The sequence below is a fragment of the Paenibacillus pinihumi DSM 23905 = JCM 16419 genome, assembly GCF_000422505.1.
Classification (GTDB): domain Bacteria; phylum Bacillota; class Bacilli; order Paenibacillales; family Paenibacillaceae; genus Paenibacillus_D; species Paenibacillus_D pinihumi.
Genome location: NZ_KE383866.1, coordinates 292,530 through 309,341 on the forward strand (window position 1 = coordinate 292,530; position 16,812 = coordinate 309,341).

Annotated in this window: 16 protein-coding genes; 3 read left to right on the forward strand and 13 right to left on the reverse strand. The window is 51.8% G+C overall.

The genetic code is table 11. From position 1 onward, the window contains the following. Positions 1-17: 17 nt before the first annotated feature. Positions 18-593, forward strand: coding sequence for an LOG family protein (locus H583_RS0125035; RefSeq protein WP_028562882.1), 576 nt, complete (start codon positions 18-20; stop codon positions 591-593). Between the two features lie 153 nt (positions 594-746). Here H583_RS0125035 and H583_RS34215 read toward each other — a convergent pair whose 3' ends face one another. Genes H583_RS34215 through rfbH form a run of 7 tightly spaced genes read right to left on the reverse strand, consistent with a single transcriptional unit; the run spans position 747 to position 8,911 of the window. Then, complete coding sequence (locus H583_RS34215; RefSeq protein ID WP_051236974.1) at positions 747-1,958, reverse strand: glycosyltransferase family 2 protein; 1,212 nt, start codon at positions 1,956-1,958, stop codon at positions 747-749. A gap of 8 nt (positions 1,959-1,966) precedes the next feature. Continuing rightward, a complete protein-coding gene (locus H583_RS0125045; RefSeq protein ID WP_028562883.1) occupies positions 1,967-2,779 on the reverse strand; it encodes a class I SAM-dependent methyltransferase in 813 nt (270 codons plus the stop codon). A 2-nt stretch (positions 2,780-2,781) separates the two neighbouring features. Further along, positions 2,782-3,900, reverse strand: coding sequence for a tetratricopeptide repeat-containing glycosyltransferase family 2 protein (locus tag H583_RS0125050; protein ID WP_028562884.1), 1,119 nt, complete (start codon positions 3,898-3,900; stop codon positions 2,782-2,784). After that, positions 3,897-5,681 carry a thiamine pyrophosphate-binding protein gene (locus tag H583_RS0125055; protein ID WP_028562885.1) on the reverse strand — a complete coding sequence of 595 codons (1,785 nt, stop codon included), beginning with the start codon at positions 5,679-5,681 and terminating at the stop codon, positions 3,897-3,899. The genes H583_RS0125050 and H583_RS0125055 overlap by 4 nt, the downstream gene beginning before the upstream one ends. Positions 5,682-5,720: 39 nt before the next feature. Beyond that, positions 5,721-6,800, reverse strand: coding sequence for a CDP-glucose 4,6-dehydratase (gene rfbG, locus H583_RS0125060; RefSeq protein WP_028562886.1), 1,080 nt, complete (start codon positions 6,798-6,800; stop codon positions 5,721-5,723). Positions 6,801-6,821: 21 nt separating this feature from the next. Next, entirely contained in the window at positions 6,822-7,589 is a 768-nt protein-coding gene (gene rfbF, locus H583_RS0125065) for a glucose-1-phosphate cytidylyltransferase (RefSeq protein WP_028562887.1), read from the reverse strand. Then, on the reverse strand, positions 7,586-8,911 hold the full coding sequence (gene rfbH, locus H583_RS0125070) for a lipopolysaccharide biosynthesis protein RfbH (RefSeq protein WP_028562888.1): 1,326 nt from the start codon (positions 8,909-8,911) through the stop codon (positions 7,586-7,588). Before rfbH ends, rfbF begins: the two co-directional genes overlap by 4 nt. Before the next feature lie 135 nt (positions 8,912-9,046). Between rfbH and H583_RS0125075 the strand changes: the two genes are divergently transcribed. Next, on the forward strand, positions 9,047-10,528 hold the full coding sequence (locus H583_RS0125075; protein WP_028562889.1) for a glycosyltransferase: 1,482 nt from the start codon (positions 9,047-9,049) through the stop codon (positions 10,526-10,528). A gap of 104 nt (positions 10,529-10,632) precedes the next feature. Here the strand turns inward: H583_RS0125075 and H583_RS0125080 are convergent, their stop codons facing one another. From H583_RS0125080 to H583_RS34225, 5 genes are all read right to left on the reverse strand, one after another. Beyond that, positions 10,633-11,379, reverse strand: a complete 747-nt coding sequence (locus tag H583_RS0125080) for a hypothetical protein (RefSeq protein WP_028562890.1) — start codon at positions 11,377-11,379, stop codon at positions 10,633-10,635. 75 nt (positions 11,380-11,454) lie between these two features. Continuing rightward, the gene (locus H583_RS35660) at positions 11,455-11,889 is read right to left on the reverse strand and encodes an alpha-helical endospore appendage domain-containing protein (protein WP_051236975.1); all 435 of its coding nucleotides are present in this window, start codon (positions 11,887-11,889) and stop codon (positions 11,455-11,457) included. A gap of 18 nt (positions 11,890-11,907) precedes the next feature. Beyond that, a complete protein-coding gene (locus H583_RS0125090) occupies positions 11,908-12,222 on the reverse strand; it encodes an alpha-helical endospore appendage domain-containing protein (protein WP_028562891.1) in 315 nt (104 codons plus the stop codon). Between the two features lie 231 nt (positions 12,223-12,453). Next, complete coding sequence (locus H583_RS0125095; protein ID WP_028562892.1) at positions 12,454-12,768, reverse strand: alpha-helical endospore appendage domain-containing protein; 315 nt, start codon at positions 12,766-12,768, stop codon at positions 12,454-12,456. Positions 12,769-12,989: 221 nt separating this feature from the next. Next, a complete protein-coding gene (locus H583_RS34225; RefSeq protein WP_081667544.1) occupies positions 12,990-14,375 on the reverse strand; it encodes an exosporium glycoprotein BclB-related protein in 1,386 nt (461 codons plus the stop codon). 259 nt (positions 14,376-14,634) lie between these two features. On the opposite strand from H583_RS34225, the gene H583_RS0125105 reads away from it, so the two are divergent. Continuing rightward, on the forward strand, positions 14,635-15,735 hold the full coding sequence (locus tag H583_RS0125105) for a glycosyltransferase (RefSeq protein WP_245585999.1): 1,101 nt from the start codon (positions 14,635-14,637) through the stop codon (positions 15,733-15,735). A 135-nt stretch (positions 15,736-15,870) separates the two neighbouring features. On the opposite strand, the gene H583_RS34230 is transcribed toward H583_RS0125105, so the two are convergent. Next, a partial coding sequence (locus tag H583_RS34230; protein WP_154665992.1) for a BclA C-terminal domain-containing protein occupies positions 15,871-16,812 on the reverse strand: 942 nt, incomplete at its 5' end.

Consider the following 16,812-nt stretch of genomic DNA (forward strand, 5'->3'; position numbering starts at 1 on the left):
CAAGGAGAGGATTAGAGATGAAATCAATCTGTATCTATTCGGGTTCCAATTTGGGGAATCTGCCGGAGTACGCCATTACCAGCCGCAAGCTGGCATCCTTGATCGCAGAGAGAGGCTGCCGCCTCGTATACGGCGGATCAACCGTAGGCTTGATGGGTGAGGTCGCCAATACGGTCATGGAGAAGAAAGGCGAGGTCATCGGCGTCATGCCGCGGGGGCTTTTCGAAGGAGAAATCGTTCACCACAACCTGACACAGCTCATTGAAGTGGAAGGCATGCATGAACGAAAAGGCAAAATGATGGAGCTTGCTGATGCCTTTATCGCACTGCCCGGCGGCTTCGGAACCTATGAGGAACTGTTCGAGGTGCTTTGCTGGGGGCAAATAGGCATTCACAACAAGCCAATTGGATTGTTGAACATCCAAGGCTACTTTAATCCTCTGCTTGCCATGGTCAAGGCGAGCATAGACGCCGGTTTTGCCAATAACTCGAATATGAGCCTGTTCAATGTATCGGATGATCCCGAAGAACTGCTGACGATGCTGGAGAACTATGTTCCCCGGACGATGGACAGAAAATGGAAGCAGCTGTAACTGCAAGCTGGACCATGCGGGTGCAAACACGCCTTCATTCCCTTATTATTTATGCTTGATCATGTCCCATGAACGAAATAAAGGCGCTCTGTCTGGCGAAGCTGCTGCAAGCAGCAGTCTCCACCAGATAGAAAGCGCCCATGTTCGGTGTCGTCAAGCACGTTTCCCGATTCTCACGCTGGCGTTCACTCTTAACCCTCCGGACGCAGCACTCTCCTCCAGTTCATGGGGGGACACAAAGCCGCTCGACTTGCGCACCATGAAACGCTGGCCATGTTCTCCGCCCGGAAGTACAACTACATCTGCCTCTTCCTCGACGGAGATTTTAAGGCCTGCGAACTTCCTCCGCTCGCTTTTCTCCAGTTCATCACCCGGCTCCAGCCATAACACGAAATCCTTCGTCGCCAGATCAAAGGCAAACTGGTACGCTGCCTCGCTGTCATTCTCCCCGGCGAAAGCAAAAACGCGGTCTGTATACTGTCCGGCCACCTCAGCAGCCTCTCCGTCTTCATCTGGAACAATAACGATAATCTCCTCAACTGCATCGACTAATGTCGCCAATGTCAGGCGCAGCAGCTGCGCATCCTCCTGCGATACGACACACAGGCTCACTCCGACCTCCGGCCGGTAGATGAGTTCATGAATGTTGTTGCCCCACTTCTCTGTCGCCTTCTTGCTGTTCTCCTGCAGCAATGTGTGCAGACTGTCGCTCCGCAGCTGATTCATCGTAGCATGCCCGTAATGGTGGATGAACGAGTCCAGCGCTACATACAGGCCATAGCCTTGACGAATCGCCCGCAGGCACAGATCATCATCCTCATAGTTGCCCAGGCCAAACCGTTCGTCGAAACCACCAATCTCATCCAGGACGCTGCGTTTGGCAAGCAGACAGAAACCAACGAGCCGGCGTACCGACAGCTTGCTGCCTGCATGTGCCTCAACATGAGACTGTGAGAAGGCATCGAGCCCGGCCAGATCCGAATAGCTGACCGGGATGCGCTGATGTCCGCTGGAATAGTTCGTCACCGGGCCGACCATGCCGATATGCTCAGAGCTGTAAAGGGCCTGCAGCATATTTTTCAGCCAATCCTTCGTCATAATCGTATCATTGTTCAGAAACAGCACATTGTCGCCGGTGGCCAGCTCAATGCCCTGGTTGCAGCCTTTGGCAAAGCCAAGATTCTCCTCATTCTCATGCAAAATAACATCCGGCTGCAGCCGCGCATATCCCTGTGTCCCGTCTGTTGACCCGTTATCAATAATAATAATTTCGTGCTCCTCAGGTGTATGCCGGCGGATGCTCTCCAGGCAGCCAATTGTCATGGCGAGCTGGTTATGTGTCAAAATGACAATACTCGTTTTCATCGTTCACCTCATCGTTTCCGGAGCCAGAATGAAGCGCCGTTGCGGGGGACAACCTTCATGCTTCGTTCAGCAGTCCATAATGGATTTAAGATGGCGCTCAAGTCCGCATCATGCTCGACAAATGCGCTCGGAAATACAATCTCGAAGCCGCCCTGTCCGCCAAGCAGAAAGGATGCCAGCAAATACTGCTCGTTATAATACCGCTTCGTCCAGGCTTCGGGATAGTCATGCGGCAAATAGATATCATGGAATTGAACCAGTACGCCCGGCTTCAAATAGGGCAGTACCTCCAGCATAATAACCGTAACATCCGAATTCATGAACGCACGATGGCTGCTGTCAACGAACAGGATATCGTCCGCCTCCAGCGTCTCGAACAGGCTTATATCTACGCTCTCCGCACTGCTCCGGATCAGTACATCGCACAGCATGTCGATTTCAGCTCTTGGGGCAGGGTCAATGGAGGTAATCTGTGTATTTAATTGCAGGTCGGTGATCGCCTGTCTGGCGAATTTGGTCGAGTTTCCCGAACCGACCTCGATGAAGCGTTGTGGACGATACCGGCCGATAATGCCGTACAGCGCCGCGGCATCGAGTCCGGGAAACCAGGAGTTCAGCCATACTGGACGCCAGGGCGGATCACTCGCATACAGGTCAATGGCCGTCAGTTTCTCTGTATAAGTAAGAAAATGCCGGAGCAGTTCCCCGTACCGCTCCCTGCCTTCATTAATAATTTCAGACAGGCGGGGATGTACCGGCTTGCTCCAGCCGAACCGGGACGCGGGCTGGAGCGGATATTCAAAGTTTATTTCTGGACTCATGCTTACCCTCCGTTTTTGGCTTTGCCCGCCGCCTTGATTTCCACATACTTGTTACCCAGCTTCTTCTTGAAGTAATCCCGGTTGTACAGCATGCTCGGGTGTGAAGGATAGAAGGTGAGCGCCAGCTCATTATGGTAGTTGGCCTTCTGATGCTGACCGAGCCGGTCATAGCACAGGCAGAGCTGCAGATGGGGCAGCCATGTTGATGCTGCCTTATTGGTCATGCCCATATTGTCTTTAATTTCCGGCAGACGCACAGCGAGATCATACCAGTAGACCGCTTGATTGTAATCGCCGCGCTCGAACAGGTAAGCCCCCAGCCGGCAGCAGAATTCCGATCTCGGCTTGTCGTACAGCAGAGTCTTGCACAGCCACTGGAACTCCTCTTCCTTGTTGCCCTGCTTGGCCCAGCATTCCGCTCCCTTCAGGCAAGCCTGAAAGTTATCCTCTACCCACCCTTGGCCTGTAGCCAGAAAACGCCCATAGTAATCAACAGCTTCAGCATTGATGCCGTGATCCCTCAGTTCATTGGCGTAATAATACAAATCCCGCGGCGAGAATTCCTCCCCTTGCTCTGCCCGGTTGCGGTAAATACGTAAATTCCGGTCCGTATGCTCCTTATCCTTCTTGTGCGTAATACTGGCTTCACTCGGGAAGATGGGTCCGAATACCGCCAAGTATTCATGTACCGGACCAACCCACTGGAACTGGCGGTCGCGTCTGACCAGACGGTTGCGCCGCAGCGTGGAGATTACATTGCCTTCCCCGTCAAAGGCCAGATTGTAAGGCATGCTTACGCTGTTGTACTCCGGAGGGAGCGTCGTTTTCAGCTCGCGCAGCAGCTGCTGGTCCTTCTCTTCGATCGTGTCATCCGCATCCAGCCATAAAATATATTCCTTGGTCGCCTTGCTGAAAGAGTAATTGCGTGCGGCGGCAAAATCATCAATCCATTTAAAATTATAAATTTTGGCGCCAAAGCTCTGGGCGATCTCCTTCGTCTTGTCCGTCGAGCCTGTATCCGTAATAATGATTTCATCGGCAATGCCTGCTACGCATGACAAGCATTTGGCCAGGCTTTTTTCCTCATTGCGGACAATCATGCACAAGCTGATCGTAATCATACGTCCCTCCTGTCTGACTTATTCCAAGCCTCAATAATCATGACCGATTCCAGCTCTCCCGCTTCAAGCTCAGGCGACATATCCTCCACCGGATGATTGACGGCAAGCTTGGGCGTTACGGTTGTATTTACCGCAAGCTTCACCTCGACCAGCACGACACCCTCCGTATGCAAAGCGTGTTCAATTTGCCTGGGCGCCCGGCTGAAATCATCAATGGCAAAAGATTCCAACCCGTAGGCGCCCGCAATGGCGACGAGATCAGGGCAGCTATAGCTGTTCATCGTAGACTGGCGTCGTCCGTCAAAATACATATCCTGAAATTGCCGGACCATGCCCAGGTTGTTGTTGTTCATAACAAAGATCTTGATCGGCAGTCTGTGTCTGACCGCTGTATTCAGCTCCTGGATGTTCACCTGAATGCCGCCGTCCCCGGCAATGACAATAACGCGTCTTCCCGGAGCCGCCTTCGCTGCGCCGATTGCTGCCGGCAGCGCAAATCCCATCGCTCCCATGCCGCCTGCATTCAGGAGGCGCTGCCCTTCCCGCAAGCGGAACGACTGGCTGGCCCACATCTGATGCTGACCAACGTCAAGTACGATCAGGTCGCCATCTTGACTGCGGTCTGACAGCAGCTCCATGAACCGGTTCGGTTCAATGGCTCCAGCCGGCAAGGCAGGCGTTCCGCTCGGATATTTGGCCCGGTAACTGCCAATGACACCATGCCACGCAGAATAATCCTTCTGCGGCCTGCCATGCAGCGCTTTAAGCATCCGCGTCAGGAAGCTCTTCACATCTGCATGAACAGCCAGATCAACCCGTACCTTCTCGTTCAATTCCACAGCATCAATATCCACATGCACCTTCACGGCGGCACGCGCGAACGTATCCGGCATCGTCCCGGTCTGGCGTGTATCCAGACGCGAGCCGAGAATGAGCAGAAAATCACTGTTGGCTACCGTTAAATTGCTGTAGCGGTTGCCGTAGGAGCCAATGAGCCCTGCGCTGGCTGAATGTGTTCCGGGAAGAACGTCCAGTCCCAGCAAAGAATGCACCACCGGTATTCCGGTGCGTTCCACCAATTCGCGAAGCTCATCTGTTGCATTCGCGCACCGGACACCTCCTCCGACAAGTATGACCGGGCGGCTGGCCTGCTCCAGCAGCTTCAGCGTATGTTCAATATCACGGCTGCTGACCGGCTTGAGTGCAGTTTGCAGCTTCCGGTGCTCATTGCTGCCGAAGAAACTCTCCAGTTTCTCCGGATCAATCGCTGCCCGCTGAACATTCATCGGGAGGTCAAGCAGTACCGGTCCCGGTCTGCCGTGTCCCGCCAAAAATACGGCCTTCTCCAGTTCATAACGAATCCGCATGGGATCAGTTACCATTTCGGCATATTTAACGATCGGGCGGACGATGCTGACAATGTCCGTCTCCTGAAACCCGATTTGCCTGACCGGGCGGCTGCCCTTGTATTCATACGTATTCACTTGTCCGGTAATGAACAAGGCCGGGACTGAATCAAAATAGCAGCTTCCGATTCCCGTAAGCAGATTAAGAGCCCCCGGTCCGCTCGTTGCCATCGCGACCCCGAGCTTCCCGTTCACCCGGGCATAGCCCTCTGCAGCGAAAGCAGCGGATTGCTCATGATGCACCGAGACGCAATCAATATCCTCCCGGTCATAGGTTGAATCAAGCAGATGGGTGATTGCCCCTCCGATCATCTCGAAAATATGGCCCACTCCCTGCTTGCCAATAAAATCAATGACATAGTCGGAAAGCTTCAATCGGGTGTCCTCCTTCCCTGCTGTCAGATTGCCAAGCTGTTACCCGTCCTTTCCGTATTCGTCAATCTGATTCAGGCACAATGCTTTTGCAGGCAATCCCTTCCCCTGCTCCCTGAACCACTCTACTGTCTTCTCCAGCGCCCGCTCTACCTTCCACCGCGGATGCCAGCCAAGCTCCCGCCTTGCTTTGGAGCTGTCCAGCTTCAGGTCTGCCGCTTCATGCGGATGCGCATCCTGATCACGCTCATAGAAGGACGGGTCGCCCCACAGCTCCCCGGTCTTCGCAGCTATCCATTCCACATTGCGGACGCTCTCCTCGTCAGGACCGAAATTCCAGGCTCCCGCCGCGGCTGCTCCCTGCTCTGTCAGATGCTGTGAAAGCAGCATATAGCCGTGCAGCGGTTCCAGCACATGCTGCCAAGGGCGAGTCGCATACGGGCTGCGTATGCGCAGCTTCTGATTCCCTTGCAAGGCCCGGATACAATCAGGCAGAAGACGGTCCTCCGACAGATCGCCACCGCCGATGACATTACCTGCTCGGGCCGTCGCCACTGCAACCCCGTGCCGGTCATAGTTCTCCGGATTGAAATAGCTGCTCCGGTAAGCACTCGTAACCAGCTCTGAGCAAGCTTTGCTGTTCGAGTATGGATCATATCCCCCCAACGCGTCGTTCTCCCTGTAGCCCCAGTGCCATTCACGGTTCTCATAGCATTTGTCCGTCGTCACATTGACGACAGCACGGATGCTTGTGCTATTTTGTACCGCCTCACGGACCGCCTCCAGCACATGTACCGTTCCCATTACATTGACCTCATAAGTCTGGGCGGGGGCACGGTAAGATTGCCGCACCAGCGGCTGGGCCGCCATGTGGATCACCACCTCGGGCCGGGCCTCGCGAACCGTTCGGGCCAGCGCCGGATAATCGCGGATATCTCCGATGACGGACTTCATCCACGACCCTCCCTGGCAGCGAGCAAACAGGCCGGACTCATGAGCAGGCTCCAGCGCATAGCCGGTTACCTCTGCGCCCAGCGAATGGAGCCACAAGGAAAGCCAGCTCCCTTTGAACCCGGTATGCCCGGTCACCAGTACCTTTCGGCCGTTCCAGAAATTCGCCATATTCTCACCTTTTCACTTCGGTTATTTCCAGCTTGCCCGTCCTGAAGCCCACAGCTCCTCCAGGTAGTTTTTATCCCGCAGCGTGTCCATCGGCTGCCAGAAGCCGGTATGCTTATAGCCCATCAGTTGTCCTTCCCCGGCAAGCTGCCTGAGCGGGTTCTGTTCCCATACCTCGCTATCGCCTTCAATATAGTCCAGCACCTGCGGCTCCAATACGAAGAAGCCCCCATTCATCCAGCCACCGTCGCCGCGGGGCTTCTCCATAAAGCCCTTTACCTCAGGCGTATCCTCAAGCTGCAACGCACCGAAGCGGCCCGTCGGCTGAATCGCCGTCACAGTAGCCAGCTTTCCGTGTGACTTGTGGAACTCCACCAGCGCCTTGATATCGATATCTGCCAGCCCGTCCCCGTAGGTCATCAGGAATGGCTCTTGTCCTACATATTTCTGAATGCGCTTGAGTCTCCCGCCTGTCATCGTGTCCCGCCCTGTCTCCACCAGCGTCACCTTCCAAGGCTCCAAATAACGGTCATGGACGACCGTCTGGTTATGATTGCCGAAGTCAAAGGTAACATCAGTACCGTGCAAGTAATAGTGGGCAAAGTATTCCTTGATCACATGGCCCTTATAGCCGAGGCAGATTACGAACTCCCGGAACCCGTGCTTGGAAAATATATTCATGATATGCCATAAAATAGGCTTATCCCCGATTTCAATCATCGGCTTGGGCTTTAAATGTGTCTCCTCGCTGATGCGAGTACCGTATCCGCCGGCAAGCAGCACGACCTTCATGTTGCAGCCCTCCCCCCTAGAAGCTTGTGAAGCACATCCGCTATATACTGGAGCATAGGCTCAGTCAGCCCCGGATACACGCCAATCCAGAAAGTCTGGTTCATGATGATATCCGTATTTGTCAGCGGGCTGGCTACCCGGTGCACGATATCCTTGTAGGCCGGCTGGCGCAGCAGATTGCCGGCAAACAGCAGCCGGGTTCCGATCTTGTGTCCTTCGAGTGCCTGCACAAGCTCATTGCGGGACAACGGCGCCTGCTCCCTGACCGTAATCGGGAAGCCAAACCAGCTCGGGTCGCTGCCTGGTGTCGCTTCCGGCAGAATAAGCATATGTTCCAGTGGCTTCAGCGCCGCCTTCAAAAAGTTGAAATTGCGCTTGCGCTGCTCTATAAACAGGGGAAGCTTCTTGAGCTGCGCCGTTCCGACTGCCGCCTGCATATCCGTCACCTTGAGGTTGTAACCGATATGGCTGTATGTGTACTTGTGGTCATATCCGCACGGCAGCGTCCCCAACTCCCAGCCAAAGCGGCGGCCGCATGTATTGTCCTTGCCCGGCTTGCACCAGCAGTCCCTTCCCCAATCACGGAAAGATTCCGTAATTTTCTTCAGCCTGGGCTGGGACGTTAGTACAGCTCCCCCCTCGCCCATCGTAATGTGGTGTGCAGGATAGAAGCTGACCGTCGCCAAATCCCCGAAGCTTCCGACCTGCTGGCCCCCATACCGGGAGCCAACCGCATCACAGCAGTCCTCGATCAGCCATAAACCATACTTGTCGGCAATTCGCTTGACCTCGCTCAGGCCGAACGGATTGCCTAGTGTGTGTGCAACCATAATGGCCTTGGTCTTGCTGCTGACCGCCGCTTCCAGCAGCTTCGTATCCATGTTGTAGGTCGGGATATCGACATCGATAAATACTGGAACCATTCCGTGCTGAATCATCGGGTTAACGGTTGTCGGGAAACCAGCGGCAACGGTAATGACCTCGTCTCCCGGCTGCAACTGCCTGCTGCCAAGCTGAGGCGAGGTAAGTGTTGAGAAGGCAAGCAGATTGGCGCTGGAGCCGGAGTTGGTCAGCAGCGCATAGCGATGGTTCATACAGGATGCGAATTCCCGTTCGAACTGGCGGGCGTATCTTCCCTCTGTCAGCCAGAAATCCAGTGAGGAATCGACGAGAACCGACAGTTCCTCCGCATCAAATACTTTGCCGCTGACAGGAATGTAATCCTTCCCCGGCTGAAATGTCTGCTGGGGCCATTGGCTGGCATAATAATCTGCCGTCAGCCGCAAAATTTGCTCCCGCAGTTGTTGTCCAGATTCCTTCATGAAGTGCAGTTCCTCCTAGCGGACATTAATAATTGCAGCTTCGCAGCCCTTTTCTGCGAATAAGGCATAAACAGCTTTCTTTATGTATATGTAATCAGTAAAAATAGTTTACTGATTTTCCCAAGGAGGATGCAGATGACCTTTATCAGCGAAGAATTGGCGGCACGTTTTCACCATTTTGGCTCGCATACTTATGTCCAGGAGGGCGGGCAATTCGTCTATCCCGAAGATGTATCCGTCGGCAGCAATGTATTTATCCGTTCCCATTACTGGTTCAATGTCATCAGCCCGGGGTTAGGCACCAGCCCGAAGATTATTATCGGGGACGGTACGCAGTGCAATCTGGGACTGGTCATATCTGCGGTGAACCGGGTAGAGCTCAAGGCGAATGTATTGACCGGTCCCAATGTCTATATATCCGATACCGATCATCAATACCGTGAGGTCGGCATTCCGATTCACTCCCAGGGGATTACATCCTATATGCACCGTGTGGAAATCGGGGAAGGCGCATGGATCGGGGCCAATGCGGTTATTGTAGGCAATGTGAAGGTTGGCAAGGGCAGTGTCATTTCGGCCAATAGTGTCGTGACGGGAGATATCCCGGATTATTGTGTAGCCGGAGGCTCCCCCGCAAAAATTTTAAGAGTCTATGATCCTGCTTCCGGACAATGGCTGAGGACCCGTTCCAAACGGGAGGCTGCCCGAATACTGGATCGCAGAAAAGAGCAGCCGCTGCTTTCGATCTGCATTCCGACATATAACCGGGCGAGTGATCTTGAGCAATGCCTGGAATCGATCTATTCCCAGATTGGCGATACTGATCTTATCGAAGTGAGAGTAAGCGACAATGCATCCACTGATGCAACCCAAAAAGTGCTAAAACGATATGCTGAACAGTACCCAAGTTTTCACTACCAGCACAATGCTGAGAATATCGGCGCCGATCCGAATATTATGCATGTGCTCGGACAAGGCAAGGGGAAGTTCCTGAAAATTCAGGGAGATGATGATTTCTACGTTCCGGAAACACTCATTCCGCTTCTTCATGTGCTGCATACGTACAAGGATTGCTCCGTCATTCATATTGATCTGCTGCAACCAACCGGGGTTGTCGAAGGCGGCGAAGGGCTGGAAGCATTCTTGAATAAATCCTCTATCTACTCCTCCTTCATCTCTGCTACGATACTGCGGCGGGAGGATTGGGAGCGGATAGAGGACAAAGGTTTGTATCTCGACTCCTCCTTTAATCAAATCTATTGGCAGTACGCCATGCTGGAGCAAAATCCGAGATTTTGCGTGGTACACCGCAGCATGTTCACCTATGCCGGCAATGATACCGCCAGTTATAATTTCGGACGGGTGTTCATTGACAGCTACCAGCGGATTTTACAACATTTTGTGGGGCGCGGCTTATCCGGGGAAAGCATCCGGGCCGACAAGCAACGCGTCTTCTATTCCTTCATCCTGCCCTGGTTCCAGCGGTTTGCGTCCAGCGGCTCCGGGAAACTGGAAGGCTTTGAAATTTATTTCAGCCAGCATTATGGCAACGAGCCCTATTACCCTGAAGCCATGCAGCAGATTCAGCTTATTGCAGCGAGACACGCTTCTTTGTAATGACTCGCACAGCTCAACATGGTTGAAGTTCCATTATCCGGTCATCAAACACGAAGAACCCTCTGAAAACTGCAGCTTTCAGAGGGTTCTTCTATGTATCCGGATCAAGGAGATTTGAGAAAGCGGAAATATTTGGCCTGACCGATTGTAACGCTTACTTTATTGAAGAATACTGGCGGCTGTGCTATAGAGGAACGCTTCATTTTGGAAGGCGCAGCCTCCTGCAAAACCTCCTCGGTAATTTCGATCCGAGGCCGGCGGGAATACTCTGCTGTTTTTTCCTCGACGACTTGCCAGTCCTGCATATGCTGCCACTCCATATACTCCCTGTCTTTCTGTTTTTCTTCCTCATCTTTAATAATTTCAAAATCCTCAAAACTTTCATGAATCTTCTGATCCCGGCTGCCGGATTCTTTCTGGTAATTGGAAGACTCCTTGCAGACCTCACTTTTGTTCGCCGGCTGCATATAGCAGGAGCTCAAATAGTTCAGGCTTTCCAATGTCCGCTCTGCGCAATATCGGTTTTGCAGCGGTTTACGTGCCAATAGAGCCTGGAACTGTTCCATTTCAGGCACCATCTCATGTTGCTGACATATGCTGTTTTGCTCTGATCCGGCAGCGCTTTTTCCTGTAACGGCATCCATACAGGCAATGGAGTTCTGCTTTCTCTGGCTCTGGACGTGAAGCTGGACCAGGGTATGCAGCATATTCATCATTTGAAATTCGAGGAGCCGGTTTTCCCTGTCCGGGCCTTCACTGACCCGTTCTGCCAGTCCGCTGCAAATATGAATAACTGAGGCGGTCAACCGCTTGAGAGAATGTTTATATTCGGATGCTGTATTAGTCTCCACAGTCTCAACCCTCTTCTCCTTCCATTGTACGTTGCACACCGTTATTGACGCTTTCCCTTGTGCCAGTCCTGCTGCTTATCCCCATTCATCATATTCATCCCATTGCGCATACTTCATATCCTCAAGATCGTCCTGCTCCTGATAGCGGCTCTTCTTCGGCTTATTAAATTTGCTCTTGTATGACCCGTCTGTAATCGGGCAGCTAGCCCGGCCATCCAGCCCTTCCAGGTCCAATTGAAGTACAGTATCCAGCTTTTTGAGCAGCATCCATTCTGCCATTACGACCGAATCCATGAACTGGATGACTGAATGATTAAATCTGATAATATCTTCAACCGAAGAAGCCCCGCTGCCCAGATTCTCTTCTGAAAAAGTACGGATATGCTCCGCTTCAGTATCCAGCAATCTCGAAAGTGCTTTTTCTTCCGAAGCAATGGATTCGATCAGATGAGATACTGCTTCGTTCATTGTTGGAATGGGCTGAGAAGATAACTTTCCTTTGATATCCATCTTGATCCTCCTTTGCTCCTACTCTTCGATACACTCCTCACTAAATTCACAATGTTCTTCCAGCTTCAGCACATCCTCCAGCTTAAAGTGGAGCAGCATCTGGTTTTTTATTACATTCCGGAGCATCCGGTCCACACTGTCATTGATTTTGATGGCATCTCCGAGGCTGAAGCAATGCTCATGGATAACCTTTTGCAGTTTTTCCGCTTCCGCATTGATAATATGGGACAGACCGATTTCTTCGAGGGCGATAGAAGTCAGAAGAAGATTGATAACCTCCGGCCTTTTTAAAATTATTTCAGGTGTAATATCTGGAACATTCGGCATACTCATAACTTCCATCTCCCTTTCATTATGTAATGCGCCTCGTGGCATCTCCCGCTTTTCGCCGACATACTTTGCTGGTATCAAGAAATTAGGCCGATCTATTATTCTACAATCATATATATGAACAGTTTGTTTAATCCATGAACACAACCTTATGAAAATAATTAAAAAAGACGTATGAAGGACAGATCCGCTTGCGATCATCGTCCTCACACGCCTTCGAAAATTGATATTTACTCAGCCTGTAATTGTAACCGATACATGTGAAAGAACAGTATCCAGCTTTTGCTGCAGTAATATTTCCTTTCTTACGACCTCCTGCAAAGTCCGGCGGACACTTTCATCAATGGCCAGCAAATTCGACAGGGTTGCTGGCGGCGTCAGGCCTGGGCCTAAGGTTCCGACAACAAATTGAATTTTCTCTGCTTCCGCGTTAATAATATGGGCCAGAGCCAGCTCCTCCAGAGCAATGGAGGCCAACAGCAATGATACGGTCTGGCCAATCGTGATTGAAATCGTTGGCGTAATATTAGGTATGGACGCTTGGGACAAGCAAATCACCTCGCTACAAGTTTTAGAAAGCTAAATGTGCTCGAAGAACACTGTTAAGCACGGGTTCAATATTCAGCCGTTGTAAAAATTCCCTTTCTGTTTTTTCTTATGTATATGACGTAATGCTTATCTTTCTGAACCAAAAAAAGTTCTGTGATGCAAATGAAATAAAAAGCAAGCCATACCTGGACGCAGTATGGCTTGCTTTCAATGAATCGTTATTAGCTGATGGCTACCCCTGCGCTTGCATATCCCGCAATAGTAGTTGCCAGTGTGATACCGGCAGTTGTAACTGAGAACACCAGCAACAAACGAGTTTGTGCAGTTACAGGAATCGCGAGCCCTGTAGCAATGTTATTAATTGTAGTACCGATATTGATTAATCCAGTCAGTGTAGGGAGTGTTACAATAGCACCCGGAATCGGACTAAAGATATTGTTTGGTGTAGTGGAGCTATAAAGTTGAGCTGTGACTGTTGCGGAACCGAGGAGTGTAATGGCTGCTGTCACACTGAAAAATCCTGCGATCGAGGTAATGACCCCATCACGTGGTACAGAGTATGCAAAGTTAAGCAGCGTTCCAGCGGCGCCAGTAAGGTCGATCGTTGTTCCGACAAGAGTAACGCCAGCAACCGAGCTGCCAAAGCCCACAAGACTTGTCGTTCCAACCAAACCGCCTACCAGAGTTGTCAGAATGGCAGGAATTCCCGACGCATAAGGAATAATAGCACTGGAACCAGCGACCCCTGTTACTCCCGTGGCTCCGGTCGCTCCGGTTGCTCCTGTTGCTCCGGTTGCTCCGGTGGCTCCCGTGGCTCCCGTCGCTCCGGTGGCTCCCGTGGCTCCCGTGGCTCCGGTGGCTCCGGTCGCTCCCGTGGCTCCTGTCGCTCCCGTGGCTCCTGTCGCTCCCGTGGCTCCCGTGGCTCCTGTCGCTCCGGTGGCTCCTGTGGCTCCGGTTGCTCCGGTGGCTCCCGTGGCTCCGGTGGCTCCCGTGGCTCCGGTTGCTCCGGTGGCTCCCGTGGCTCCCGTGGCTCCCGTGGCTCCCGTGGCTCCGGTCGCTCCGGTGGCTCCCGTGGCTCCCGTGGCTCCGGTGGCTCCCGTGGCTCCCGTGGCTCCGGTCGCTCCGGTCGCTCCCGTGGCTCCCGTGGCTCCCGTGGCTCCGGTTGCTCCCGTGGCTCCGGTTGCTCCTGTCGCTCCTGTCGCTCCGGTTGCTCCGGTTGCTCCTGTGGCCCCAGCTCCTGTTGCTCCTGTTGGTCCTGTTGGTCCCTCGGCAGGCCCTGTAGGTCCAGTTGGTCCCGTCGGTCCTAACAAAGTAGCGGCACCCAAAGCACTATCCAGTTTAGATTGGAGAAGCAGCTCTTTTTTGATTGTGCTGTCTAATGTTGCTCTGACACTCTGGTTAATGGCAAGAACGTCACTGATTGTCGCACCAGGACCTGTAATGCCGGGAAGTGTACCCAGGACGAATTGAATCTTCTCGCCCTCTGCATTAATAATATGGCTTAAACCGATCTCCTCCAGCGCAATAGAGGACAGAATTAAGTTAATGGCATCTTCTCTGGTTATTGTAATGTTGGGACTAATATTAGGGATATTAGGTTGAGACATGATTATCCAGCTCCTTCTCCAATGTAATTCTTTACAAACTATTCCTTAGCCTTTGTGAAGGAAACAGTTTCCCAAAATTTTGTTAGCCCAAAGCTGATACCGAAGCATTTCCTGCTGTAGCTGTCAACCGCTCAATTCCTGCAAAAAACTCCGCTCCATCTGATTTTCACTGTTCTTATTGACATAACAATGAGAATACAATGAAATAAAATGAGTTTAAGGAGCGGGAGCAATGAGGGACCCTTCACTATCGCTGTGCATGATTGTCAAAGATGAAGCAACCTCAATCGGTCGTTGTCTTGACAGTGTCAAAGATGTCGTGGATGAAATTGTTATCGTAGATACTGGTTCCAGCGATTCTACTGTTGAAATTTGTAAGGCCTATGGTGCAATCGTACACACCTTTACGTGGAACGAAAGTTTTGCTGAAGCACGCAACTACGGACTGGACCGTGCAAGAGGCGAGTGGGTTATGTGGCTGGATGCAGACGAACAATGTGCAATTTCTGAATTGGACAGGTTTCGAGAGCAGCTAAATCATGATACAGAACTTGTATATGCAGTCCATCTGCACAATTATATTGGCCCCGATATAAATCCGGATCGCGCCTTCCACATTACACAACCGAGGTTGTTTCGCAACCATCGCGGCTTCAAATTCACCAACCGCATCCATGAAACTTTGAACTTGAATGATGCGGCTCCACATCTTTGGAACCAGCAGAATATTAATCTTATTCCTGCAGTTATCCATCATTACGGATATATGGATGACGCAATTTCTGCTAAAAACAAAGTCCAGCGGAACATAGCCTTGCTTCAACGTGAAATCAGCGATCAATCGCACTCACCATGGATGGAATACCATTTGGCTGTTGAATACGCCCGCTTACAATATTATGAAGAAGCGTTTAAATACGTGAACCATTCTATAGCCCGTTTTATTGAAAATCAGCTTATGCCTCCTTCGCTTCTATACCGGCTCAAATATTCCGTGTTAATTGCTTCAGGGAATTTGCAACCCGCAAGAGATGGGATCGATAAAGCACTGCTCCTTTATCCTGATTACGTGGATTTGCATTTTTATAAAGCTCTTATTCTGTATTTAATGAGCAGATTTGATGAAGCTCTGGATCAATTCGATAACTGCCTGGAGATCGGGGATCAAATTACATCCCATTTGTCTCTAAAAGGGAGCGGAAGCTTCCAGGCCTGGTACTACAAGGGTCTTTGTTATCAGGAATTGGGACAGGTGAGCAAAGCTATCCAGGCCTATCAGAAGGCAGCAGATCTATCTTGCGGCCATGAGCCGGCCATGCTTGCATTAAAGAAACTGCATCATACGGATGCCGCCGAATAATAGTGGTTCCTGGCATTCATTTTTCTGCAACAACCAATCCTTGTTTGAAGAGTGGTATGTGATAGACTGATCGATTTTATTAGAAAAAGACTGCCGGTATCAGTCACCTGAGAACGGCAGTCTTTTCATTCAAATCTAGCTTAATCTGATAATCGATATTCCAGTAGGTGCTGACGAGGCCAAAGTTGCAGTAGCAAGCAATCCGAACAATTGAAGTTCAATTGTCGAGTTCGGCGTAGGGACATTTACGATAAAGCTCGCATTGAACGCTGTTAAACTTATTAACGGTGCAATGACAGACTGTGGAACAGATGCGCCGTTCAATGCAACCCTTGAGCTTACCAGCAGCCCCGCTGTCAAGTTAATAGAGTACGAAATATAGTAGTTACCCGGATTGGCAAGCGTAAATACGGTGTTGGCTCCATTGACAGTGATGCCTGGTCCAATAACCTGGTTATTCGGAACTGGTACGTCTGTACCTCCAAGAACTACGGCAATAAGTGTTCCACTGGTATTGCTACCGAATCCGGAGTTCGCTGTCAAACTTGTACCTGTTACACCTGTAGCTCCTGTGACTCCCGTGGCTCCTGTAACTCCCGTGGCTCCTGTTACACCAGTAGCTCCCGTAACTCCTGTCGCTCCTGTTACACCCGTAGCTCCCGTATCTCCTGTTGCTCCGGTTACACCCGTGGCTCCCGTAACTCCTGTCGCTCCGGTTACACCCGTGGCTCCGGTATCTCCTGTCGCTCCCGTTGCTCCTGTTGCTCCGGTTACACCTGTGGCTCCTGTGGCTCCTGTTGCTCCTGTCGCTCCGGTTACACCTGTGGCTCCTGTTGCTCCTGTCGCTCCGGTTACACCTGTGGCTCCTGTTGCTCCTGTCGCTCCGGTATCTCCTGTTGCTCCTGTTGCTCCCGTTGCTCCAGTGTCTCCTGTTGCTCCCGTAACCCCTGTCGCTCCGGTATCTCCTGTTGCTCCCGTATCTCCTGTCGCTCCTGTTGCTCCGGTACCACCTGTTGCTCCAGCTGCCGCAAGAAGCAAGTAGTCCGGCGAAGTTCCTGGTGTGCCTGTCGGTGGAGC

What these genes read in the sequence shown, in the direction of transcription:
- rfbG (WP_028562886.1), bottom strand. Translation starts at nt 6,800, where the DNA reads ATGGCGAATTTCTGGAACGGCCGAAAGGTACTGGTGACCGGGCATACC.
- H583_RS0125050 (WP_028562884.1), bottom strand. Translation starts at nt 3,900, where the DNA reads ATGATTACGATCAGCTTGTGCATGATTGTCCGCAATGAGGAAAAAAGC.
- H583_RS0125105 (WP_245585999.1), top strand. Translation starts at nt 14,635, where the DNA reads ATGATTGTCAAAGATGAAGCAACCTCAATCGGTCGTTGTCTTGACAGT.
- H583_RS35660 (WP_051236975.1), bottom strand. Translation starts at nt 11,889, where the DNA reads ATGGATATCAAAGGAAAGTTATCTTCTCAGCCCATTCCAACAATGAAC.
- rfbF (WP_028562887.1), bottom strand. Translation starts at nt 7,589, where the DNA reads ATGAAGGTCGTGCTGCTTGCCGGCGGATACGGTACTCGCATCAGCGAG.
- H583_RS0125045 (WP_028562883.1), bottom strand. Translation starts at nt 2,779, where the DNA reads ATGAGTCCAGAAATAAACTTTGAATATCCGCTCCAGCCCGCGTCCCGG.
- H583_RS34225 (WP_081667544.1), bottom strand. Translation starts at nt 14,375, where the DNA reads ATGTCTCAACCTAATATCCCTAATATTAGTCCCAACATTACAATAACC.
- rfbH (WP_028562888.1), bottom strand. Translation starts at nt 8,911, where the DNA reads ATGAAGGAATCTGGACAACAACTGCGGGAGCAAATTTTGCGGCTGACG.
- H583_RS0125075 (WP_028562889.1), top strand. Translation starts at nt 9,047, where the DNA reads ATGACCTTTATCAGCGAAGAATTGGCGGCACGTTTTCACCATTTTGGC.
- H583_RS0125035 (WP_028562882.1), top strand. Translation starts at nt 18, where the DNA reads ATGAAATCAATCTGTATCTATTCGGGTTCCAATTTGGGGAATCTGCCG.
- H583_RS34215 (WP_051236974.1), bottom strand. Translation starts at nt 1,958, where the DNA reads ATGAAAACGAGTATTGTCATTTTGACACATAACCAGCTCGCCATGACA.
- H583_RS0125090 (WP_028562891.1), bottom strand. Translation starts at nt 12,222, where the DNA reads ATGAGTATGCCGAATGTTCCAGATATTACACCTGAAATAATTTTAAAA.